General features: G+C 60.4%; 20 protein-coding genes. 11 read left to right on the top strand and 9 right to left on the bottom strand.

Annotated features, from left to right (window positions below; translation table 11 throughout):
- Positions 1-3: 3 nt before the first annotated feature.
- From K3180_RS00330 to tatC, 7 genes are all read left to right on the top strand, one after another.
- Entirely contained in the window at positions 4-705 is a 702-nt protein-coding gene (locus K3180_RS00330) for an SPOR domain-containing protein (protein ID WP_221537676.1), read from the top strand.
- A 91-nt stretch (positions 706-796) separates the two neighbouring features.
- Positions 797-1,816: a beta-N-acetylhexosaminidase gene (nagZ, locus tag K3180_RS00325; protein ID WP_221537675.1), complete on the top strand. Its 1,020-nt coding sequence runs from the start codon at positions 797-799 to the stop codon at positions 1,814-1,816.
- Positions 1,813-2,610, top strand: coding sequence for a segregation and condensation protein A (locus tag K3180_RS00320; RefSeq protein ID WP_221537674.1), 798 nt, complete (start codon positions 1,813-1,815; stop codon positions 2,608-2,610). The genes nagZ and K3180_RS00320 overlap by 4 nt, the downstream gene beginning before the upstream one ends.
- Positions 2,607-3,209, top strand: a complete 603-nt coding sequence (scpB, locus tag K3180_RS00315) for an SMC-Scp complex subunit ScpB (protein WP_221537673.1) — start codon at positions 2,607-2,609, stop codon at positions 3,207-3,209. Before K3180_RS00320 ends, scpB begins: the two co-directional genes overlap by 4 nt.
- Before the next feature lie 64 nt (positions 3,210-3,273).
- Complete coding sequence (gene tatA, locus K3180_RS00310; protein WP_221537672.1) at positions 3,274-3,504, top strand: twin-arginine translocase TatA/TatE family subunit; 231 nt, start codon at positions 3,274-3,276, stop codon at positions 3,502-3,504.
- Between the two features lie 26 nt (positions 3,505-3,530).
- The gene (gene tatB / locus K3180_RS00305) at positions 3,531-3,980 is read left to right on the top strand and encodes a Sec-independent protein translocase protein TatB (RefSeq protein ID WP_221537671.1); all 450 of its coding nucleotides are present in this window, start codon (positions 3,531-3,533) and stop codon (positions 3,978-3,980) included.
- A 1-nt stretch (position 3,981) separates the two neighbouring features.
- Positions 3,982-4,791, top strand: a complete 810-nt coding sequence (gene tatC / locus K3180_RS00300; RefSeq protein ID WP_221537670.1) for a twin-arginine translocase subunit TatC — start codon at positions 3,982-3,984, stop codon at positions 4,789-4,791.
- Here the strand turns inward: tatC and K3180_RS00295 are convergent.
- Entirely contained in the window at positions 4,776-6,425 is a 1,650-nt protein-coding gene (locus K3180_RS00295; protein ID WP_221537669.1) for an amidohydrolase, read from the bottom strand. The two genes, tatC and K3180_RS00295, sit on opposite strands and share 16 nt — an antisense overlap.
- Before the next feature lie 108 nt (positions 6,426-6,533).
- On the opposite strand from K3180_RS00295, the gene K3180_RS00290 reads away from it, so the two are divergent.
- From K3180_RS00290 to K3180_RS00275, 4 genes are all read left to right on the top strand, one after another.
- Positions 6,534-7,787, top strand: a complete 1,254-nt coding sequence (locus K3180_RS00290) for a threonine ammonia-lyase (RefSeq protein ID WP_221537668.1) — start codon at positions 6,534-6,536, stop codon at positions 7,785-7,787.
- Between the two features lie 177 nt (positions 7,788-7,964).
- Positions 7,965-8,807, top strand: a complete 843-nt coding sequence (locus K3180_RS00285; RefSeq protein ID WP_221537667.1) for an arginyltransferase — start codon at positions 7,965-7,967, stop codon at positions 8,805-8,807.
- Between the two features lie 16 nt (positions 8,808-8,823).
- A complete protein-coding gene (locus K3180_RS00280; protein WP_247710209.1) occupies positions 8,824-10,938 on the top strand; it encodes an autotransporter assembly complex protein TamA in 2,115 nt (704 codons plus the stop codon).
- Positions 10,938-15,137, top strand: coding sequence for a translocation/assembly module TamB domain-containing protein (locus tag K3180_RS00275; RefSeq protein WP_221537666.1), 4,200 nt, complete (start codon positions 10,938-10,940; stop codon positions 15,135-15,137). The genes K3180_RS00280 and K3180_RS00275 overlap by 1 nt, the downstream gene beginning before the upstream one ends.
- Positions 15,138-15,149: 12 nt before the next feature.
- Here K3180_RS00275 and K3180_RS00270 read toward each other — a convergent pair whose 3' ends face one another.
- The 8 genes from K3180_RS00270 to K3180_RS00235 all read right to left on the bottom strand — a co-directional run bounded on the left by K3180_RS00270 (position 15,150) and on the right by K3180_RS00235 (position 22,583).
- A complete protein-coding gene (locus K3180_RS00270) occupies positions 15,150-15,731 on the bottom strand; it encodes a fasciclin domain-containing protein (RefSeq protein ID WP_221537665.1) in 582 nt (193 codons plus the stop codon).
- A 14-nt stretch (positions 15,732-15,745) separates the two neighbouring features.
- Positions 15,746-16,780 carry a hypothetical protein gene (locus K3180_RS00265; RefSeq protein ID WP_221537664.1) on the bottom strand — a complete coding sequence of 345 codons (1,035 nt, stop codon included), beginning with the start codon at positions 16,778-16,780 and terminating at the stop codon, positions 15,746-15,748.
- A gap of 79 nt (positions 16,781-16,859) precedes the next feature.
- On the bottom strand, positions 16,860-17,201 hold the full coding sequence (locus K3180_RS12825) for a lysozyme (RefSeq protein WP_345719414.1): 342 nt from the start codon (positions 17,199-17,201) through the stop codon (positions 16,860-16,862).
- A 652-nt stretch (positions 17,202-17,853) separates the two neighbouring features.
- Complete coding sequence (gene glnA / locus K3180_RS00255; protein ID WP_221537663.1) at positions 17,854-19,263, bottom strand: type I glutamate--ammonia ligase; 1,410 nt, start codon at positions 19,261-19,263, stop codon at positions 17,854-17,856.
- Between the two features lie 58 nt (positions 19,264-19,321).
- Entirely contained in the window at positions 19,322-19,660 is a 339-nt protein-coding gene (locus K3180_RS00250; RefSeq protein WP_221537662.1) for a P-II family nitrogen regulator, read from the bottom strand.
- Between the two features lie 172 nt (positions 19,661-19,832).
- On the bottom strand, positions 19,833-20,774 hold the full coding sequence (argC, locus tag K3180_RS00245) for an N-acetyl-gamma-glutamyl-phosphate reductase (RefSeq protein WP_221537661.1): 942 nt from the start codon (positions 20,772-20,774) through the stop codon (positions 19,833-19,835).
- A complete protein-coding gene (locus K3180_RS00240; protein ID WP_221537660.1) occupies positions 20,764-21,117 on the bottom strand; it encodes an SH3 domain-containing protein in 354 nt (117 codons plus the stop codon). Before K3180_RS00240 ends, argC begins: the two co-directional genes overlap by 11 nt.
- 77 nt (positions 21,118-21,194) lie before the next feature.
- Positions 21,195-22,583: a leucyl aminopeptidase family protein gene (locus tag K3180_RS00235; protein ID WP_221537659.1), complete on the bottom strand. Its 1,389-nt coding sequence runs from the start codon at positions 22,581-22,583 to the stop codon at positions 21,195-21,197.
- Positions 22,584-22,594: the final 11 nt, after the last annotated feature.

Here is a 22,594-nt window from a genome sequence, read left to right as displayed (position 1 = left end):
GCGATGGCGCGTTCGCCTTACGAACATGACGGAGACCGTGAAGACGCTCTCGAACTGATCAGCGATGACGAGCATCTGCCCTGGCTCGATGCCGATGATGCAGTGGATGAACGCGACGCGGGCTTTGCGACGTCGCGGCTGGTCATGCTGGGCGTGCTTTCGCTGCTGGTGGTAGGGGCGTTAGTGGGCATAGCCTGGTTTGCCATGGGCGCTGCGAGCGATGAGCCGCCCGCTGACGGCAGTCTCGTCGAAGCGCCCGAAGGACCGTACAAGACGAAGCCCGAGAACGCAGGCGGGAAGACCTATGCTGGTACCGGCGATACGAGCTTTGCCGTCGGCGAGGGGCAGACGCGCGAAGGCCGTCTTGCAGACAAGCCTGCTCCTGCCGTTCGAGAGCCTGTATCAGACGGGGAGATTGCACAGCCCTCGCTCGCCACGACTTTAAATGAAGGGCCTCGGACCTCACAATCGACGGGAACAGCCGTACAGGTCGGCGCCTTTCCGAAGCGCAGCGATGCGGAAGAGGCGTGGGGCAGGCTGATTAGGCAGACGGAAGCCCTCAATGGCGTTCGGCACCGCGTGGTGGAAGCGCAGGTAGATATCGGCACGGTCTACAGGCTTCAGGCCATGGCCGGTGATCGCGCCTCGGCAAACGCGCTATGCAACCGCCTCAAGTCCGATGGACTGGCCTGTTTCGTCAAATAGATGCCCGGCAATGCTCGGCTGGGCTTGATTTCCACACCTCACGACTCCGCCGCGCTTGGCAAGTCGGACGAAAAGCAGCACTTTCAGACCCATGATACCTGCCATTTTCGGCATTTCCGGCCTCGAACTCACGGCCGACGAACGCGCATTCTTCAAGGATGCGGATCCCGCGGGCTACATCCTGTTCGCCCGCAATTGCGGAACCCGCGAACAGTTGCGTCGTCTCACCGATGATTTGCGGGAAATCCATGGTCGCGATCGCCTGATCGTGTCGATCGACCAGGAGGGTGGGCGAGTTGCACGGATGAAGCCGCCCGAATGGCCTGAATATCCTGCGGGTGAGGCATTCGCAAAGCTGTATGAAATCGCCCCGGCTTCGGCCATCGAGGCCGCGCGCGTCAATGCGGAAGCCATAGCGCGCGAGCTGGCGATGGTCGGCATCAGCGTCGATTATCATGCACCTTTCGATGTGCGCCGCCCCGAAACCGACGATGTGATTGGCGACCGTGCCTTGGGCAGCGAGCCTATGCAGGTCGCCGCGCTGGGCAGGGCGATTCTCGACGGAATGGCCCGCGCGGGTGTGGTCGGCTGTCTCAAGCATATGCCGGGCCATGGGCGCGCCACTTGTGATACGCACAAGGAGCTTCCTGTCGTGACCGCGAGCGATGAGGAGCTAGAGATCGATATCGAGCCCTTTCGCACGCTATCTGCGCATCCCCTCGGAATGAGCGCACATATCGTTTTCAGCGCCTGGGACCCGGACAATCCGGCGACGCTTTCCGAGACGGTCGTCAGGGATATTATCCGCGGCGAAATCGGCTTTGACGGGCTATTGTTGTCGGACGATATCGATATGCAGGCGCTTAAGGGCAGCATTCCCGACCGCGGCGCTGCGGCCTTGGCTGCAGGTTGCGATATCATCCTCAACTGCTGGGCCAAGATGGACGACCAGAGGGCGATCGCCGAACGCAGCCCGAGCATGTCCGAAAAGACAAAACTGCGGCTTGATCGAGTGCACGACGCCATGGGCGACGCGCCCGACGATATCGAAACGGGAGAGTTGCTCGCCAAGCGCGATGCGCTGCTCGCCATTCCGGAGCAGGCCGCGTGAGCGACGGCCTGCTGTTCGCCTCGCAGGAGGACACTGAAGACTGGGAGGGCATTGCCGCCGAAGGCACGGTGGACAAGGACGCGCTTTACCTCGATCTCGACGGATGGGAAGGTCCGCTCGACCTTTTGCTCGATCTTGCGCGGCGCCAGAAAGTGGATTTGCGCGAAATCTCGATCCTCGCTCTGGTCGAGCAATACCTGACCTATATCGAGCAGGCCGAAGCGCTGAAGCTCGAACTGGCGGCCGATTATCTCGTCATGGCCGCGTGGCTCGCCTATCTCAAATCGGCCATGCTCCTGCCGAAGGAAGAGCAGGAAGATCCGAGCCCCGAAGAACTGGCGCTGAAGCTGCAGCTCCGTCTCCAGCGTCTGGGAGCAATGCGCGAGGCGGCAGGGCGTCTCATGGGCGGTGACAGGATCGGACGGGACGTATTCCTGCGGGGGAGGCCGGAGGGCCTCGACATCGTCCGCAAGACTCAGTGGCAATGTGACCAGTTCTCCCTGATCGAGGCATACGGTCGCGTGAAAGCGCGTACTGCGCCTGCGGTACACATGGTGCGCGAACGACCGGTCATGACACTGGAATCGGCGCTCGACCGCGTGTCGAACATGCTTGGCGTGACACTTGAATGGATGGAATTGCGCGATTTTCTCCCTCCGCATGCCGAACCGCGCTTGCGCCGGTCGGCGCTCGCCTCCAGCTTCGTCGCCGCGCTCGAACTTGCCCGGCTCGGCAAAGCGGAGATCGCACAGGAAGAAGTTTTTGGCCCGATGCGGTTGAGGCGGGTGGCGTGAACCAGCTTGAACGCGCTATCGAAGCGGCGCTGTTCGCGGCGGAAGAGCCAATGAGCGTGGACGCTTTGGCCGGTTTTCTGGGCGATGCAGAAAAATCGGAAGTGATCGAGACGTTGAAAGAGCTTGCGCAGACATATGAGAAGCGCGGAATACACCTCGTGGAGCGCGGGAAGCGCTGGCATTTCGAGACTGCGCCCGACCTTGCTCACCTGTTGCGCAAGGAACGTGAACAGGTCCGCCGCCTGAGCCGCGCGGCGACCGAGGTACTGGCCATCATCGCCTATCATGAGCCGGTCAGCCGGGCGGAAATCGAATCGATCCGCGGGGTGCAGACCAGCGGAGGTACTCTCGACGTGCTGATGGAAGCAGGCTGGGTGAAAATCGCCGGACGACGGGAGGTCCCCGGACGGCCGACCATCTATGCCACCACACCCGAATTCCTCGATCATTTCGGCTTGGCCAGTCGGCGTGACCTTCCCGGTATTGCGGAATTGCGTGCCACAGGCCTGCTGGACCCGGTAGACGACGTATATGAAGAACTGGTGGGCGAGGGCGAACAGCCTTCGGATGAGACCGACGAGCATGGCGGTTCGGTCTGACTCGCTATTGCGTACTCGAACGCCTATAATGAACCCAAGACCATACGCTTAGAAGGTATTCCCCATGTCGCTCGGCCCCTGGCAGCTCGTAATCATCGCCATCCTCATCCTCGTCCTGTTCGGGCGGGGCAGAATTTCCGAAATGATGGGCGATTTCGGAAAGGGTATCAAAAGCTTCAAGCAGGGCATGAACGAAGACGATACCAAGCCCGCGAAGCAGATTTCCCACGAGGCCAAGCCGGCCGAGGAGGGGTTGAAGGACGAACAGGTCAAATCGACCTCCGACCCCAAGTAATCCGCTAAGGCGCGGAGACCGCTTTCATGTTCGATATCGGCGCTGCCGAATTGCTGGTGATCGTCGTCGTGGCGATCCTCGTGATCGGCCCGAAGGACATGCCGAAGGCCATGCGCACCGCGGGGCGATGGATCGGCAAGCTGCGCCGCATGTCCTCGCATTTCCGCTCCGGTCTCGACGAGATGGTCCGGCAGGCTGAGATCGAAGAGATGGAAGAAAAGTGGTCACAGCGAAACAAGGAAATCATGGCCAAATACCCGACCGGAAGCGAGCCGGAGGGTGGAGCGCCGGAGAACCTCTTGCCCTCCGATGAAGGGATGGAACCGCTTGCCTCTGCTGACGAGGTGGTCGATCCCGATGCCGCAGCCGAGGCTGCCATAAAGCGGGCGGCGCCTAAGAAAGCGCCCGAGCGCGGCGGGGAAGTGCCAAGCGACGAGCCAGGCCTACCCTTCGGCGAGCGGGACAAGGACCGCTGAGATGGCATTCGAGGTCAAGGACATCGACGATTCGCAGGCGCCACTGCTCGATCACCTGATCGAGCTTCGATCGCGTCTTGTGCGTTGCGTTGCCGCCCTGGTCGTGGCGTTCGGCGTGTGCCTCTATTTTGCCGATCAGATCCTTGGCTTCCTGATCCAGCCGTTGAAGAGAGCTTTTGCCGGGGGCGAAGGGCAATTGATCTTCACCAAGCTCTACGAAGTCTTTTTCGTCGAGTTGAAGGTGGCCCTCTTTGCAGGCTTCTGCATTTCCTTTCCCTACATCGCGAACCAGCTGTGGGCATTTGTCGCTCCTGGTCTGTACGCGAAGGAAAAGAAGGCCTTTTTGCCGTTCCTTATCGCGACGCCGTTCCTGTTCCTCGCCGGGGCCTCGCTGGCATATTATGTGGTAATGCCGACAGCGTTCGAATGGTTTCTCGGTTTCGAGGGTATGGCTGGCGGACTGGAGATACAGGCGCTGCCAACGGCGAACGAATATCTGGGCCTTGTGATGCAGTTCATCCTGGCCTTTGGGCTGAGTTTCCTGCTTCCCGTCCTGCTCCTGCTGTTGCACCGGGCAGGTATCGTGACCCGGGCCCAGCTCGTTGCTGCGCGGCGTTATGTAATCGTGCTGGTGGTGGCAGTGGCGGCGATCATCACGCCGCCCGATCCGGGATCGCAGCTTCTGCTCGCAGTGCCGCTCCTGCTGCTGTTCGAAGGCTCGCTTATATTGATGCGTCTTTTCGACAGCCGGGATGCCAAGGCGGACGCCGCGTCCGCCGCCAAAGCCGAAGGTGATCAATCCGCGTCATAAACCTTGCGGCCACCGACCCAGGTTTCGAGCACTTGAGTCGACCGAATTTCCTCCGGTGTGGCGATTAGCGGGTCGGTATCGACAAGCACGAAGTCGGCGCGTTCGCCCGGCAATAGCCGTCCGAAGCGCCCCTCCGCAAACCCTGCATAGGCCGCTTCGGAAGTGAAGCCTGCCAACGCCTGTTCCCGCGTCACGCGCTCATTGGCCCGCCAGCCGCCGAAAGGTTCACCGGCTTCATTGCTGCGGGTGATCGCGACGGCAAAACCGGCGAAAGGATCGGGCGATTCTACCGGCGCGTCCGATCCGAAAACCAGCCGGCCGCCGAGGCCGAGAATTGTATTCCAGGCATAGGCTCCCTGCAAACGATCCTCACCCATGCGGGCCTCGGCCATGAACATGTCGCTCGTCTGGTGGACAGGCTGCATGCTGGCGATGATGCCACCCTGCGCAAATTTCGGCAGGTCGACAGGGTCGACGATCTGAGCGTGCTCGATGCGCCAGCGGAGATCCTGCGGGAAGCTGTCGGCGATTTCGGTGATCGCATTCAGCGCTTCGGCATTGGCGGCATCGCCGATGGCATGCACGGCGGGCTGGAAGCCGCCCTGCGCCGAGCGAACGAGGATATTGCGGAGTTGAGCGGGTGCCATCAGTGGCAGTCCGGTATTCCCGGGATCATCGGCATAGGGCGCCTTGAGCCAGGCTCCGCGGCTGCCGAGCGCACCGTCGAGATAGAGCTTCACGCCGTTCAGGCGCAGCTTGTCGTCGTACAGCCAGGGTGAGGGATTGGCGCCCGCTATCAAGGTCGCCTCATCGATGCCTGCTGCATAAGACATAATGCGCAGAGTCAGAGAACCCTTGTCGCCAGCCCGGCGATAGGCCTGCCAGTCCTCGATGGTAGTGCCCATATCGGCCACCGCCGTAATACCATGGCGGTGCAACACTTTCTGGGCTTCGGCAAAGGCAAGGTCTCGTTCATTCGGACGAGGGGCAGGTAGTGTGGCGTTCATCAGTTCTTCCCCTGCATCGATGAAGATGCCCGAAGGCGTCTTGCCGTCGGATAGCTTCTCGATGCGTCCGCCACTCGGGGCCTTGGTGCTGGCCGTAATGCCTGCTGCTTGCAAGGCGAGCGTGTTGGCCCAGCCGGCGTGACCATCTACGCGCTGGAGATAGACTGGCCGATCGCTAACCGCGCTATCGAGCTCTGCTGCGGTCGGGAAGCGGCCGAGCCCCCATTTCTCCTGATTCCAGCCGCGCCCGAGAATCCACGGGCGACTTTCATTCTCGGCAGCAAAAGCGCGAATTTTCTGCAGCGCTTCCTCGAGCGAATTGGTGTCCGACAAATCGAGAGTCAGTGCGCCAAATCCTACGCCCATGACATGAGCATGTGCATCGATCATGCCGGGGATCATCACACGGCCTTCGCCGTCTTCGCGGTAATCGGTGCGCGGCCGTTCCTGACCGCGCGTGAGGACCTGCGCGATACGCCCGTCATCATCGATCACCAGTGCTTCGAAACGCTTCACCTGGCCTTCTTCGTCCATGGTGATGCCAATGACATTGTCGACCAGGACGTCGGCACTCGCCGGCATGGCAAGTGCGGTGGCGAGGAGGGCGGCAACAATCTTCAGTTTCATCAGGCGATCCCGTGTCTGCATTCGGGCTTTGCGATAAGGCATAGCTTGACGCAGGCAAACCCTTTCGGAGATTGCGTGCACACGCCCGGCGACGTAGGGGCACTCTCGATGACACAGGCTTCTTTCTTACGCGCCGATAAGAGCGCGACCGACCTTCTGACCCTTGCCGATGTGCGCGCTGCGGCGCAGCGTATCGACGGTGCGGTAGTCAAGACGCCCATGATGCGGTCGATTACCTTGTCGGAGATTACCGGCGCGGACATCTGGCTGAAGTTCGAAAATCACCAGTTCACTGCAGCTTACAAGGAACGCGGCGCGCTCAATGCGCTGCTTCAGCTGTCCGATGAACAGAAAACGAAGGGCGTAATTGCCGCTTCGGCTGGGAATCACTCTCAGGGTCTTTCCTATCACGGACGGCGGCTCGGCGTTCCGGTCACTATCGTCATGCCTTCGACAACGCCGAGCGTGAAAGTTATGCAGACCGAGAGCGTCGGCGGCAACGTGGTGCTGAAGGGCGAGACTTTCGATGAGGCGTATGCGCATGCGCGCGAACTGGAGAAGGAGCGCGGCCTCACTTTCGTCCATCCCTTCGACGATCCGAAAGTGGCTGCGGGGCAGGGCACGGTCGCTCTCGAAATGCTGGAAGAGAAGCTGGATTTCGATTGTCTGGTTGTACCGATTGGTGGTGGCGGCTTGATGAGCGGAATGGCCACGGTGGCCAAGGCTCTCAATCCCGACATCCATATGATCGGCGTTCAGGCGAAGCTCTATCCTTCGATGTATTCTGCGGTCACCGGCGATGAGCGTCCCTGCGGCGGCGACACGCTTGCGGAAGGGATTGCTGTCAAGGAACCGGGCGCATTTACGCGCCAGATTATCTCCGAACTCGTCGACGAAGTGCTGCTCGTTGACGAGCCCGAACTCGAACACGCTGTTTCTCTTTTACTGCAGATCGAGAAGACTGTGGTCGAAGGCGCTGGCGCTGCGGGCCTGGCTGCGGTGCTTTCAAATCCGGATAAGTTCGCTGGCAAGACTGTGGGCCTCGTACTTTGCGGCGGCAATATCGACACGCGCCTGCTTGCCAATGTGCTGGTGCGCGATCTAGCCCGATCGGGCAGACTGGCGCGGCTGCGCATCACGCTCCAGGATCGCCCCGGCGCACTTTACAAGGTGATGCGCGAGTTCAACGAGCACAACGTCAACATCATCGAGATCTATCACCAGCGCATCTTTACGACGCTGCCTGCCAAGGGGCTGATAACCGAGATCGAATGCGAGGCGCGCGACGCGGCGCAGATCGATGGACTCGTGGAAGGCCTGAGGCAAGAAGGCTACACGGTCGAACTCGTCGAACTGGCTTAGTTGCAGTAGAAAATCCGCCTTTGCGGGCGGTTACAGCTCGCGAATTAACCCTCGCTATCGAGCGACTCGCGGGGCGAGCCGATTTTTCATGGTTAAGAGTCTTTTAACGAAGGCGCTCGTCATGCATAAAGGAGTTGTTAACGAATAGAGCGTCGCATCAGAGAGGACTCGACCGCCGTGACGGCACCCATTCGCTTCCCCCGGTTTTTCGTGACCAGCCCTGCGCCGTGTCCGTACCTGCCCGGACGAAGCGAGCGGAAGGTGTTTACCGAGCTGCGCGGTGAATCGGCCGATGAATTGAACGAAGCTCTGGGGCGTATCGGGTTTCGCCGTAGTCAGACGGTTGCTTATCGTCCTTCCTGTCTCGATTGCCAGGCCTGCGTCTCGGTTCGAGTTGTCGCTAAAGAGTTCAAGCCCTCGTCGAGCCAGAAGCGTACTCTGAAGGCAAATGACGATCTGATTACCTCTGAATGCCGACCTTGGGCAACCGAAGAGCAATACGAATTGCTACGCAGATATCTTGCTGCCCGCCACCCTGGTGGAGGCATGGCTGAGATGGACGAAAGCGATTTTGCGGATATGGTGGAACATACGCCCGTATCCAGCTATGTCATTGAATATCGGGAGCCGGGAGTGGGTGCCGAGCCGGGTCGTCTGGTCGGAGCTTGTCTTACGGACCTGCAGGGTGATGGGCTGTCGATGATATACAGCTTCTACGACCCCGAGATTGAGGATCGAGCCGGGCTTGGGAACTACATTATTCTCGATCATATCAGGCGCGCTGCCGGAAACGGCTTGCCGTATGTGTACCTCGGCTATTGGGTCGAAGGCTCGGATCGTATGCAGTACAAGGTCCGGTATCGCCCACTCGAACGCCTCACCCGAAGCGGATGGGAACGCATGCCCCAAGCCGAACAGAAGCGACTCATCGCCACGGCAACTGCGCCGCGGCGCAAATATGATGGTGGACCGATGCCTGCGAAGGACGGTAGCCATCTCGAATACAAGCTCGCCGATTGAGCGGTTTCGTTTCGGCTTGAAGTTCTGTGCCAGCGCGCTTGCGTTGGTCTCGGCGCCACTTGCGGCGCAGGATGACGGGTCACCGCAAAGCCTTGAAGACCTGATTCCGGATTCGGCGGTCGAAAACCCGGAGGCCTGGGCACAGCAGGATTCCGCCGAAGACAGCTCTGCCCTCGATTCCACGACGCCCGATCCAGACACTCCCATAGTAGAACCGCTGAGGCTCGATCTTCCCTGGCCGGACGATATCGCGATCGAGGGATTCGAGCCGCTCGAACCCGAGGAAGATATTGAGTTCGCCGGTCTCGATCTCGGGCAAACAGAAGTGGTTTTCGAAGGAGCGGAGACCGAACGGGTCTCGGAAAACCTTGTTCTCGGTTTCCCCCAAACCGAACCGCCATTTACCGATCGCGGCGATTTCGTTGAACGCTATCGCGCCCTGTCGACGATCGAAGAGCTGGACGATGCGGATACGGATACTGCCCAGCTGGCGGCACGAGCCCGCGAAGACGAAGAGCTTCTGGCAAACCTGCTGCGGGTGTATGGCTATTACGACGCACAAGTTATCCAGTCGGTTGGAGCGGTCGAAGCGGGTGAGGATACGGCCGACCAGTCTCCTACGGTCCGTTTCGACATCGTGCCGGGAGAACGTTACCGTTACGGTGCGGTAGAGCTTGGCGATCTGCAGTCAGCGCAGGATTACGAGGCGCTGCGCGAAGCTTTCGGCATCTACCCGGGAGATTATCTGCAGAGCGATACGATCGTGCAGGAGCAGTTCGATCTCGATAGGGCGCTTGGCGAAACCGGCTATCCTTTCGCCGAAATCGGCGAACCGCAATTGCTGATCGATCACGAGCGGGTCGAAGGCGATCTGACCCTGAACGTCGAACCGAACGGTAAATATGTATTCGGCGAAGTTGTCAGCAACGATCCCGGGTTCCTTTCAGGGAGGCATCTCGCCACCATCGCACGGTTCGAGCCGGGCGATACCTTCAAGCGCAGCCTCTCTATGGATCTTAGGCGTGCGGTAACCGCGACGGGCCTCGTTTCGACGGTCGAAGTTACGCCAAGGGAAGTCACTCCTCCGCAGGCCGGCGAACCCGGCGTAGTCGCGATGGATGTCGAACTGAGGCGCGCAAAACTTCGCACCATCGCGGGCGCAATCGGCTATGGATCGGAGGAAGGCGTCCGCGTCCAAGCCAGTTGGGAGCATCGCAACCTCTTCCCCCCCGAGGGTTCGCTACGCCTACGCGGCATCGTTGGAACACAGGAACAGCTGGCGGGGGTTACCTTCCGCAAGAACAATTTCGGAGGGCGCGACCGTGTTCTCACGCTGGATGCCTATGCAAACACCATCGATAGCCCCGCGTTCGAAGCCCGCACTGTCGCGCTGACGGGAATTTACGAACGAAAGTCGACGTTTCTGTTCCAGAAGGAAATCAGCTGGTCGGGCGGCATCGAACTGATCGCCACCCAGGAACGCCCGCCCAAGATCGACGGCGTCACGCAGCCTCGACAGACATATTTCGTCGCGGCACTGCCAGCCACGATCCTGCTGGACGAAACCGACGATCTGCTAGATCCCACGAGAGGATTCCGCCTCGGTGCACGTCTTTCGCCAGAAGCGTCCACTACGAACGGGGTCAAGAGTTTCTACCTGCGAAGCCAGATCGATGGAAGCTATTACCAGTCGATCGGAGACGATCTCGTAGTGGCCGGACGCGCGACCTTTGGTTCCATTCCTGGTGCAGATCTACTCGATATTGCACCTTCGCGCCGCTTTTATGCGGGCGGTGGCGGCTCGGTGCGCGGTTACGGCTTCCGCAAGATCGGTCCTAGCAACGAGCTGGATGAACCCACGGGTGGACGCAGCTTGGTGGAACTTGCAGTGGAAGCGCGCATTCGCACCGGCTTCATGGATGGCGCAGTTTCGATCGTACCGTTTGTCGATGCAGGCTCGGTAGGTACCGGCCCGACGCCTGATTTCGAAGAGATCAAGATCGGTGCAGGCGTCGGCCTTCGCTATCACACCGGCTTCGGTCCGATCCGGGTCGATGTCGGCGTGCCGCTCACCCCGGATGAGGATGATGCACCCGTCGCGGTTTATGTATCGCTGGGGCAGGCCTTCTGATGACCGGACCCGAGATGCACGAGGTCGCCGATACCCAAGGGCAGAGCTGGAAGCGCCGGGCGGGCAAGTGGACACTTGTCCTGATCGGTGCACCGATCCTGTTGGTGATCGCTGCCCTTGTCCTGCTCAACACGCCGCTGGGCGAGCGCTTCCTGGCCAGCCAGATAGCGAAACAGACCTTTCCCAACGGCCTCGTTATTGGCATCGGCAGAATCCAGGGCAATATCTATGGCGAGGCGGTACTGCACGATGTCACCTTGTCCGACCCTCAAGGCGTGTTTCTCACGATCCCGCGCGCGGAAATCGACTGGAACCCCCGGGCATGGCTGAACAATCGGCTGGATATCGATAGCTTTGCCGCACGCCGGGCGAACATGGCCCGTTTGCCTGAATTCCTGCCGAGCGAGGAAGAAGGTCCTATCCTGCCGGGGTTCGACATTTCGATCGACGAGTTGACGATCGACAATCTCACGCTCGCGCCGGGAATCGCCGGAGATGATCCGCAGCGCGTGGATCTGGTCGCAGAGGTACAGGTCGAGGACCGCAGGCTCTTTGTCGATGGCGACGCACAGCTTGGCGAGCGGGATAGTCTGGCTCTGTTGCTGAACGCGGAGCCGGATGGCGATGAGTTCGATCTTGCCGCAGAGATGCAGGCTTTCGATGATGGGCCTTTGGCGGAAATGCTGGGTTTGCCCAATGGTTATACCGCGAGGGTCCAAGGCGCGGGCGATTGGTCCAACTGGCAGGGTGGGCTTCTGGTGCGCTCGCAAGCCGAGCGCGTTGCAGCACTGCGGATCACCAACAGGTCCGGCACCTTCGGCTTGCTCGGGAAGGTTGACGCGAGCGATTTTCTGTCCGGCACCCTTGCCAGAGCATTGGGTGATGATGTTGCCATCCGCTCGCGAACGACCATCGACAACCGCACCTTCGATGGTGACATAAACGTTGTCGGACGCGGCATAAGCCTTGCCGGACAAGGCCTGGTCGACCTGGCCGAGAATCGGGTCGAAGATTTTGAACTTGAAGCGTTTTTGCGAGATGCCGGGCTGTTCGGCCCCGATCTACGGTTGGAGAACGCGCGCGCTACTGCCACGATCGATGGCTCTTTTTCCGATCTTGCCATAGTGCATGATTTCGCAATCGGCCAGCTTGTGTCCGGCACCACAAGGGTATTTGCGCTCAATCAGGAAGGAACGGCCCGTTATGACGGGTCGGATTGGATCCTTCCGCTATCGCTGCGTGTCGCCCGCATAGAGACCGGCAACCCGCTGGTCGATCCGAGGTTGGTCAACGGGACCGGCAGGGGACGTATCCTATTGTCGGGCAACAATCTCGCAGGAGAAGATCTGCAGATTGCATTCCGCGGACTTGCTGCCGACCTGGCCCTGCGCGGCGACCTTGCGTCGGGTCGCTACCAGATCCGGGGGCCGGTACGCGCGGATCGTCTGGCGCTGGACAATGTCGGAACAGCAGGCGGCACAGCAATTGTTGATTTCGATCTGCTACCATCGGGCTGGAGGCTCGGTGCCGATCTCGACGCGCGCATCTCGCCGGTTACCAACGACACCTTGGCCAATCTTGCGGGCCCCGCCATCCGTGTAAGAGGTGGTATTGCCACGAGCAGCGGGGCAGGGATCGATTTTAATCGGCTGAGGGTCTCCTCTGCGAAACTTGCTCTGGCGATGGACGGTTCGATCAGCGGAAGCACGACCACGCTTGCAGGTAATGGCGAACATACCGACTACGGCCCGTTCACCGTGCAGGGGAGGATAGAGGACGGAGCGCCGACTGCGGAACTGGTGTTCGCTCGTCCCGTCACTGGGCTCGAGGACGTCCGACTGGCAATCGCCCCCACCGAAGAAGGCTTTTCGATCGATACCGAGGGCGGATCGATTCTGGGCCCGTTTGCCGGTGTACTGGGCCTCCATGCGCCCGAATCCGGACCGACCAGGATCGAGATCGAGCGACTGACCGTTTCGGAAACAGATGTTTCGGGGGATTTGACGCTGGTCGATGGCGGTGTGCAGGGAACCGTCGCCTTGGGAGGCGGCGGTCTCGATGGGGCCGTTGCGCTCGCGCCGCGACCGGGCGGGCAGGGCGTTGACATCGACGTGACTGCGCGAAACGCCAGCTTTGGTGGTGCAACCCCGCTCACCATCGCCCGTGCCCAGATCGATGCGACGGGTGTGATCGGCGATGGTGCATACGACTTTTCGGGCTCTGCCACTGCTCAGGGCCTGCAATACGGAACCTTGTTTATCGGCAGGATGGCCGCGCGGGGCGAAGTAGAAAACGGTATCGGCTCGCTCGATGCCGCGATCTCCGGCAGACGCGGCAATCGCTTTGCGCTGGATCTTAATGCACAATTCCGTCCTGAACGCATTGCGGTGGCAGCGGATGGGCAATTTGCCGGGCGTGCCATCACCATGCCACGCCGGGCCGTGCTGACGGCACTGGACGGCGGTGGCTGGCGACTTGCACCTACGCAGGTAAACTATGGCGACGGTGGAGCCATTGCTTCCGGACTGTTCGCCACGGATGAAACCGCGCTGGAACTCAAGCTCGCGCGCATGCCGCTTTCGCTGGTCGATGTCGCGGTCGCCGAGCTCGGCATGGGGGGAACTATTTCCGGCAATATCGACTTCCGCGCGCCGAAGGGTGGACTGCCGACCGGGACTGCGCGCGTGAAGGTCGACGATCTCACGAGGTCGGGGCTGGTCCTGTCGTCCAAACCGGTCGATCTTTCGCTGGTGGCGCGCTTGAGCGCGGACAGGCTCGAGGCGCGTGCCGTACTCGCCAATGAGGATATCCGGCGCGGGAGGGTTCAGGCGCTGATCGACAATTTGCCCGGCTCGGGTGACCTCACGCAACGGTTGAGGGCCGGAAGTCTCGACGGTCAATTGCGGTACCAGGGCGCTGCGGAAAGCCTCTGGAGGCTCGCTGCGATCGATGCTTTCGACCTCACCGGACCCGTTGCGATTGCCGCCAATGCCACCGGTACGCTCGCCAATCCTCGCGTGCAGGGGCGCGTTGCGAGCGATGAACTGAGAGTGCGCAGTTCATTGTCGGGGACGGATATTCGCGACGTCACCGTGCGCGGCAATTTCGCCGGATCACGGCTCAATCTCACCCGTTTCGCAGGCAGAACTGCCAACGGGGGCACGGTAACAGGCAGCGGCATCGTTGATCTGGAAGGCCTGGGCGAGCGGGTGGAAGGCCGGTTCCTCGAGATTCGCGGACCCACGCTGGATCTGCGCGCTGCGGCAAGCAACGCTCGCTTGCTCGACGCAAACGGCCTGAGTGCGACGATCAGCGGACCGCTGCGTATCGTCTCGGATGGTCTGGGCGGCACGATCGCCGGACGTGTGCAGATCGACCGTGCAAGCTGGACACTTGGGACAGCCGCCGAAGACCTTCGTCTTCCAAGGATTTCGACCCGTGAGATAAACGCTCCTGCCGATCGCGCTGCACAAGTAGCTCCCGGGCGGCCTTGGCGTTACCTCATCAACGCACGCGGACCCAGCAGGATCGATGTCGATGGCATGGGTCTCGACAGCGAATGGGGCGCGGACATCATATTGCGCGGAACCACCGAAGATCCTCGTATCGGCGGGTCGGCCACCGTGGTTCGCGGTGACTACACCTTTGCGGGAACTCGCTTCGAACTTACGCGCGGAGAGATCGACTTCGACGCAGATGGGCCGATCGACCCGACGCTGGATATTCGTGCCGAGACCGAGCGTGACGGGATCGATGTCATCGTTACCGTGACCGGAACCGTCAGCCAGACCGAAATTGCTTTCACGTCCGATCCTGCCTTGCCCGAAGAAGAGATCCTGGCCCGGCTTCTGTTCGGAGGTTCGATTACCACGCTGTCCGCTACCGACGCCCTCCAGCTGGGTGCGGCTGTTGCCAGCCTTCGTGGCGGAGGCGGGCTGGACCCGATCAACCAGTTGCGGAGCGCGATCGGTCTCGACCGGCTGCGCATAGTTTCAGCCGATCCGGCCCTTGGCCGCGAAACGGGGGTCGCGTTGGGCAAGAATTTCGGCCGACGCTTTTACGTGGAGATCATAACCGACGGGCGCGGATACAGTGCGACCGAGGTCGAATTCCGCGTTACGAGCTGGCTTTCGCTCCTCGCAAGCGTATCGACCATCGGTCGCGAAAGTGTAGTCGCGGAAATCAGCCGCGACTACTGACCTCCTCAAGCGTCAGTCCTCGGGCGGTTGACCGGGTACCAGAACGGTGTCGAGCGGAATGATCACCCCATTCGCCGCCGCTGTTGCACCATTGGTGAGCCGAGCGGTCGATCCGCCGTTGTTCGTTACCGTGATCGTTTCGCCCTCTCTCGAAAAAGTGACCTCGCCGCCTCCGAGCGTCGTCATGATGACTTCGCCATCCTGTTCATCCAAGGCCTGAGTGATACTTTCGGGCGTCAGATGTCCCGGCAGGATATGCTCGCGCAGAAGCCCGACGAGGACCGGCCGTTGCTCTTCGGTCAGGAGTGCTTCTCCTTCTTGGCCAAGTGCTTCGAAGGCTGCATCGTTGGGAGCCAGCAGCGTGTAGCTTGCGGGCCCATCGAAGATAGAGCCGAGCTGCGATTCCGAGATTGCTCTGTTGAAGCTGGTCGTTTCCGGCAGGTCGTTCAGTGCCGCTGCAACCGTCCGGTTCGCCTCTTGCTGGGTTGCGGCAGCATCTGCCTCTGCCGTATCTGAAGCGTCAGAGCAGGCAGAGAGTAGTGGCAAACCTGCAATAGCCCCGAGCAGCAGGAGGGGTTTCGTGAAGTGTTTCATCGTGTCTCTCCGGATCAGGTCAGCAGGTCGATGGCGGCAGCTACCAGACGGGTCTCGGGATCGACCTGGTAGATATAACCATCCGAGTAGCGATACATGTATTCCGGCGTATCGTAATACCTGTCGCGATAAGCGTAAGGCACGTTGTAAACGTCATAGCCCATAGGCATCTGCTGGCCGACGGTGAACTCGTCGCCGGTAATCAGTGCTGCGATCGACGTAATTGCCGCATCTTCGGGACTGACCCGATAAATCACATTGTCGGCATAACGATATCGATCCGGTCCGCCGAGGTCGTAGTAATCGACATAATAGTCCGGCACGCGGTAGCTTTGATAACCGCTCGGCCAGGAATTGCCGATGCCCAGCGCCCCGCCGAGCAGGGGGAGCCAACTGGCGATGCCACCACTGTCGCCATAGCGGACCAGGTAGCCGTCGTTATAGTAGTAATCACCACGGCGATCATAATTGTTCAATCCGAACAGGCTCGGACGGTAATTAAAGCCAAACAGGCTACGTTGATAACGATCGCGGACCTGTCCCGGCGGATTACAACCGTTGCGCTTCTTCGCCAGCCCCGGAGGACACCCGGCGACAAGACCGCGGTTTCGATCCTGTGTGAGCCAGCGAGTTTCCCGTTGACTATGAATTATGCGGTCATCGACGCGGTCTCGGCGATCATCGTAGCGAACACGTAATTCGCGGCGATCATCGCGATTTATACCACGTTCCGCAGCCCGGTGCTCGTTGGTATTACCTCGATCATTGCCATTCCCGCGGTTGGACTGCTGGGCCTGCACCGGACGTTCGTTGCCGCGATCGGGCTTGGCATTGCCATTGCCGTTACCCTGGCCGCGCTGTCCCTGGGCCACGCGTTGAGGCCCCCGATCGGCTTTCTGACCGCCATTGTTCCCATTGCCCTTGTTCTGGGCAGCGGCGGGCTGGTTACCCCTACCGTCGCTATTACCGTTTCCGTTGCCCTTGCCTTGAGCATAGGCACCGCTGGCGGCTAGCGCGATGGCTGCCGCTCCTGCCATGAAAACACGCATTTGTTATACTCCTTTGACCCAAGCAACGGGATCGAGTGGGACTCGGTTCCGGTTAATCGAGCGGCAAGGTTTGCATCTGCTACCTGCCTGAACGGTACAACTCTGCTTCTTCGCGCCTCCGTCGGACCAGCCCTTCGAGTACCCGCCCGCTGGCGTACCGCCATTTGCCGAATTCTGCGGCGGCGAGATCGAATTCTCCACGACAATGCAGTTTCGTCAAAGTTGCACGACCGATGGCTCCGGTGTTGAAGTGGAAGCTGACAAGAGCGTCGAATTGTTCCTGTGAAGTTTGACAGTCGCCCAATGCACATTTGACGTCCAATGCATGGCGGGCGATGTCTTCTTCCAGCCTTTGATCGCATTGCTGCCTGGTCCATACTGTGCCGGGACGGACATCGTTTCCCGTTGCGCCCCAGCCGATGGTCTATGGTTCGCCGCCCGTGCCGGGATCGGGATAGGCCTGGTCAAGCCCATCAGGCCGTCGCCGCGCGCAGCCCTCGAACCGCTTGATTAGTGCCATTCCTGCAGATGACACTCTGAGACATGGACCGCATGTTACACTGTCCTGGGCAGAAAAATCCGCCCCGTTTAAAGCGCGGTCAAGCGCCTCCACTTCGGACTGGCGAAAGCTGCGCCCCATCAGGCGACGGACAAGATCGAAAACGGCTTTGCGGTTCATCGGCAGGTACCTCGTGTGCGTTGAGAGGCACCCCGATTAGGTAGGATGGCAGGCTGTAGGAAATCCAGTTCTGCCTTCGGCAGCACGCAAATAGGATTTCCCGGGTGAAATCCGGCAACCGTGTGGAGCGAAGTTTCGGTACGTCCTGCAATCAGCGCCCGCGAGACGGCCGATCTCGTCCTGGCTCAGACGCAGGAAGCGATCCGCGTTTTTCTAGAGGATGCCCCGTTTCTGCTGTTCGCTCGGAAATTGCGCGCCGGTTCTGCTGCTGATGGCGACAGCAATACCAGTTTTCGCATTTCCCGTGAAAAAGGCGTCCGGATTTCTCCGGACGCCCACTTCGCGAATGCAATGTTCTGGCGGATAAGCTCGATCGTTGATTCAGCTCGCCCAATCAGGCGCTGTAATACATGTCGAATTCCGCCGGACATGGCGTAGTTTCGACACGCAGGACTTCGTCCCATTTCAGCTCGCAATAAGCGTCGATCTGGTCCTTGGTGAAGACCTCGCCCTTGAGCAGGAAGTCGTGATCGGCTTCCAGCGCTTCGAGAGCTTCGCGCAAGCTGCCACAGACGGTCGGAACGTCGGCAAGCTCGGCCGGAGGCAGATCGTAGAGGTTCTTGTCCATCGCCTCGCCCGGATGGATCTTGTTCTGGATCCCGTCGAGACCTGCCATGAGCAGTGCTGCATAGGCGAGATAGGGGTTCGCCATCGCGTCGGGGAAGCGGAATTCCACGCGCTTCGCCTTGTCGCCCGCACCATAGGGAATGCGGCACGAAGCCGAACGGTTGCGCGCCGAATAGGCGAGCAACACCGGCGCCTCGAAGCCCGGCACCAGCCGCTTGTAGCTATTGGTGGTGGGGTTGGTGAAAGCGTTCAGCGCCTTGGCGTGCTTGATGACGCCGCCGATGTAATAGAGGCAGTTTTCGCTGAGACCACCATACTGGTTGCCTGCGAAGGTCGGCTTGCCGCTGTCCCAGATGGACATGTGGGTGTGCATGCCCGACCCATTATCGTCCTTGATCGGCTTGGGCATGAAGGTCGCGGTCTTGCCGTAAATATGGGCGACCTGGTGCACGACATACTTGTAGATCTGCATGTTGTCGGCGGTTTCGACCAGCGTGCCGAATGTCAGGCCGAGTTCGTGCTGCGCAGCGGCCACCTCGTGGTGGTGCTTGTCGCAGGGGAGCCCCATCTCGATCATGGTCGAGACCATCTCGCCGCGGATGTCGACGGCGCTGTCCACCGGGGCAACGGGGAAGTAGCCGCCCTTGGCGCGAGGCCGGTGGGCGAGGTTGCCGCTTTCGTATTCCCTGCCGCTATTGGTCGGCAATTCGATGTCGTCGAGGGCAAAGCCGGAACCGGCATAGCCGTCTTCGAAACGGACATCGTCGAACATGAAGAATTCGGCTTCGGGGCCTACGTAAATCGTGTCACCGATACCCGTCGACTTGAGATAGGCTTCGGCACGCTTGGCGGTAGTGCGCGGGTCGCGGGCATACCATTCGCCGGTCGAGGGTTCGACGATGTCACAGAACATGATCAGCATCGGTTCGGCGCTGAACGGATCTATATAGACCCGCTCGAGATCCGGCTTCAGGATCATGTCGCTTTCGTTGATGACCTTCCAGCCAGCGATCGAGGATCCGTCGAACATCAGCCCGTCTTCGAGCTGGTCTTCGTCAAGCGTCTTGGCCACCATGGTCAGGTGCTGCCACTTGCCCTTGGGATCGGTGAACCGCAGGTCGACCCACTCGATCTCTTCGTCCTTGATACGTTTGAGGACGTCGCTTGCACTTGCCATGTCTATTGTCTCCGTAAGGGTGTTCGTATTGCGCCCGGCGATTGCCCGGGCAGGAAAATCAGATAGCGTCCTCGTCCTTTTCGCCCGTCCGGATGCGCAGCGCGCTCTCGATCGGACTCACAAAGATCTTGCCGTCGCCGATGCGGCCCGTCTGGGCGGCAGCGGCAATGGCTTCGACTGTTCGTTCGGCAATGCCGTCGGATACGACAACTTCGAGCTTAACCTTCGGCAGGAAGTCGACCACATATTCCGCGCCGCGATAGAGTTCGGTATGGCCTTTCTGTCGGCCAAATCCCTTGGCCTCTGTCACGGTGATACCGGACACGCCGATCTCATGCAGTGCCTCCTTCACCTCGTCGAGCTTGAAGGGTTTGATGATCGCTTCGATCTTTTTCACGTGTCCACCGGTCCCGTCTGTTGCGTGCGGAGAAATGGCCCGCACAGCAACCCAATACATCCTTGCGCGCGACGTTCCAAGAAACGTGCCAAGTGCAAAGATGGCGGAAATGCTGGGATGGTGAAACGGATGAGCGGGGCGAATGCCCAATGGGTGGACGATAGCTGCCTAATTATTGTGCAGATGCCAGACGCAGCCCGGCGGTTTCAGGCAGGTCGCACAGAAGGTTGAGATTTTGCACTGCCGCGCCGCTGGCACCTTTACCGAGATTGTCGAGCCGGGCGACGAGTCGGGCGTTCCAGCCCCCCTCATTGCCGAATACGAATAATTCCATACCATCCCACGGTTCGGCTTCGGCGCTTATCACGAGTTCGGTCGGAATATCATTCTGGCACACCGAGACTACGGGCGAAGCTTCGTAGAATTGGGCCAAGGCTTCGCGTAGTTCGTCCGCATGAACGTCGCCATCCATGGCGCCCAAATGGAGCGGTACTTCCACGATCATCCCACGATAAGTGGGCACTACGGCAGGTGCGAATATCACCGGATGCTCAAGCCCGGCATGCGCCTTCATTTCCGGCAAGTGCTTGTGCGCAAGGTCGTATCCATAGGTGCGAAAGCCAGGAGCGTCGTCTGCCGCGTACCGTTCAATCAACGCCTTGCCGCCGCCGGAATAGCCGCTGACTGCATTCACGGTGTACGGCCAGTCGGCAGGCAGCAGGCCATCACTTACGAGCGGTGCGATCAGGGCGAGAAAGCCGGTCGGGTAGCAGCCCGGATTGCTGACCCGGCGAGCATGTGAAACGCGATCGCGCCCGACCAGTTCGGGAAAACCATAACACCAGCCTTCGGCTGTGCGGTGCGCGCTGGACGCGTCGATGATGCGGGTGTCGCTTGAGGAATCGATCATCTCGACCGCTTCGCGTGCAGGGTCGTCGGGAAGGCATAGAATGGCGACATCGGCCTCGTTCAGCGCTTCGCGACGGGCACCTGCGTCCTTACGCTGTGTGTCATCCAGCGTGATGAGCGAGAACTCGCTGCGACCTGCAAGCCGCTCGGCAATCTCCAGGCCGGTCGTCCCCGCAGCCCCGTCGATAAAGACCTTATGCGTCACTGTCGGGTGTCAGCGCAGAAGAATGTACGTATCCACTGGGTCCTTCCGGTCCGCAGGTGATCCACAACCAGTCACCTTCGCGATCCAGCAATTCCACCTCGGAACCTGCCGGGATTGCCACGCCATTTTCTGCATCATCGCGGGGATTCAATTTGAGGGTGACATCCTGATCGCCGACCTGGCGCAAGCGCGGAATGACATAATGCGCGGCAAGGAAACGATCGGCCAGCGCAATATGCGCCAGATCGCCACGCAGCGGGAGCGTGCCGGACGCAGGTTTCTGGATCGGACCTTTCAGTCCGACAATTCCTTCGGGCAAAGAGTAGCTGGCCTTGGCGCTCACGGTCGTAGGGAACTTCAATAATTGTAGTTGCGGGCGCTTAACCGCAGCATAGCGCTGCGGCAAGGGCTGCGCACCGTCTATGCCGGTTTGAAACGCTTTTGCAGCATGTGCCACGCCGCCCGCAATCCATAGGCATCACCGCCCTTGGGGCGGCCGGGCTTGCCGGCAGGCCGCCATGCGAAGGTGTCGAAATGGGCCCAGTCGATGCCTTCCCCGACGAACTTATCGAGAAACAGGCCCGCGACGCTGGCTCCGGCAAAGGCGTTGCCATGGGCGTTGTTCGTGTCTGCAATGTCCGAATTGAGCCATTCCGCATATGCATCGGGCAGGGGTAAGCGCCAGGGCTCGTCGTCGTTTGCCTTGCCAGCTTCGATCAGTGCGGCGGCCGTTTCGTCCCGTCGTGTCATGAGCGCGGGAAAGTCGGGGCCCAGCGCCACGCGTGCCGCGCCAGTGAGAGTGGCGAAATCGATGATCAGTTCAGGCTGTTCCTCACTTGCGCGGGTAAGTGCGTCGCCAAGGATCAGCCTGCCTTCGGCGTCGGTATTGCCTATTTCCACGGTCAGGCCCTTGCGCGATCTGAGTACATCGCCGGGCCGGAAGCTGTTGCCGGAAATGGCATTTTCCACGGCGGGCACGAGCAGATGCAGGCGGACGGGTAATTTCGCGCCCATCACCAACTCGGCCAGCGCGATGGCATGCGCCGCGCCGCCCATATCCTTCTTCATGAGGAGCATGCCGGAAGAACTCTTCACATCAAGTCCGCCGCTGTCGAAGCATACGCCTTTCCCGACGATGGCAAGGACGGGATCGGTTTCCTTGCCCCAGGTGAGATGCATCAAACGGGGGGAGTGGTGACGTGCCGCAGCGCGGCCAACCGCATGGATCATCGGATAACCCTGCTCGAGCTGGTCGCCGCGCGTGACCGACAACTGGCCGCCATGCGTTCTGGCCAACTTCTCGCACTGTTCTTCCAAGGCTGCGGGGCCCATATCCTCAGCCGGTGTATTGACGAGGTCACGCACGAGGCAGGTCGCTTTTGCCTCGGCAACAGCGGCGTCGATCTTCTTTACTTCCTTGGTCAGCAACACTCGCGGACCCACCGGCTTGTCGGGCTTCTTGTAGCGGGTGAACTGATATTGCGCCGTTTGCCATCCGTGGAGGGCCGGCCCGGGCTCACCCTTTGCGCGGCGATATACACCTTCGGGTAGCGTCTCGGCCAGCTTGGCCATGCACCAACTCGAAAGCTTGTCGGGATCGGCCACTCCGCCGACTGCGAACCAGCTATCGCCATCGGGAACGATGCCCACCTGATACCCGCTGCCGTCGAATTTCTGGGCATTCAGGGCAGCGCGTTGACCACCGGATAATGTTTTGACCCAATCGGGGAACCCGTCCTTGTTCACCAGATGGATGAGGATAGCTTTTTGTCCACGGTCTGGCTGGATTAGATCGGCTTTGTCGGCCATGGTATTCCCCT

It is taken from the genome of Qipengyuania huizhouensis, from assembly GCF_019711635.1.
Lineage (GTDB): Bacteria > Pseudomonadota > Alphaproteobacteria > Sphingomonadales > Sphingomonadaceae > Qipengyuania > Qipengyuania huizhouensis.
Note: the sequence above shows the minus strand (reverse complement) of the source record. Positions and strands in the feature narration are given on the sequence as shown.

Coding starts and splice junctions, on each gene's coding strand:
- K3180_RS00330 (WP_221537676.1), top strand. CDS start 4: ATGGCGCGTTCGCCTTACGAACATGACGGAGACCGTGAAGACGCTCTC.
- nagZ (WP_221537675.1), top strand. CDS start 797: ATGATACCTGCCATTTTCGGCATTTCCGGCCTCGAACTCACGGCCGAC.
- tatA (WP_221537672.1), top strand. CDS start 3,274: ATGTCGCTCGGCCCCTGGCAGCTCGTAATCATCGCCATCCTCATCCTC.
- tatB (WP_221537671.1), top strand. CDS start 3,531: ATGTTCGATATCGGCGCTGCCGAATTGCTGGTGATCGTCGTCGTGGCG.
- tatC (WP_221537670.1), top strand. CDS start 3,982: ATGGCATTCGAGGTCAAGGACATCGACGATTCGCAGGCGCCACTGCTC.
- K3180_RS00295 (WP_221537669.1), bottom strand. CDS start 6,425: ATGAAACTGAAGATTGTTGCCGCCCTCCTCGCCACCGCACTTGCCATG.
- K3180_RS00290 (WP_221537668.1), top strand. CDS start 6,534: ATGACACAGGCTTCTTTCTTACGCGCCGATAAGAGCGCGACCGACCTT.
- K3180_RS00275 (WP_221537666.1), top strand. CDS start 10,938: ATGACCGGACCCGAGATGCACGAGGTCGCCGATACCCAAGGGCAGAGC.
- K3180_RS00270 (WP_221537665.1), bottom strand. CDS start 15,731: ATGAAACACTTCACGAAACCCCTCCTGCTGCTCGGGGCTATTGCAGGT.
- K3180_RS00265 (WP_221537664.1), bottom strand. CDS start 16,780: ATGCGTGTTTTCATGGCAGGAGCGGCAGCCATCGCGCTAGCCGCCAGC.
- glnA (WP_221537663.1), bottom strand. CDS start 19,263: ATGGCAAGTGCAAGCGACGTCCTCAAACGTATCAAGGACGAAGAGATC.
- K3180_RS00235 (WP_221537659.1), bottom strand. CDS start 22,583: ATGGCCGACAAAGCCGATCTAATCCAGCCAGACCGTGGACAAAAAGCT.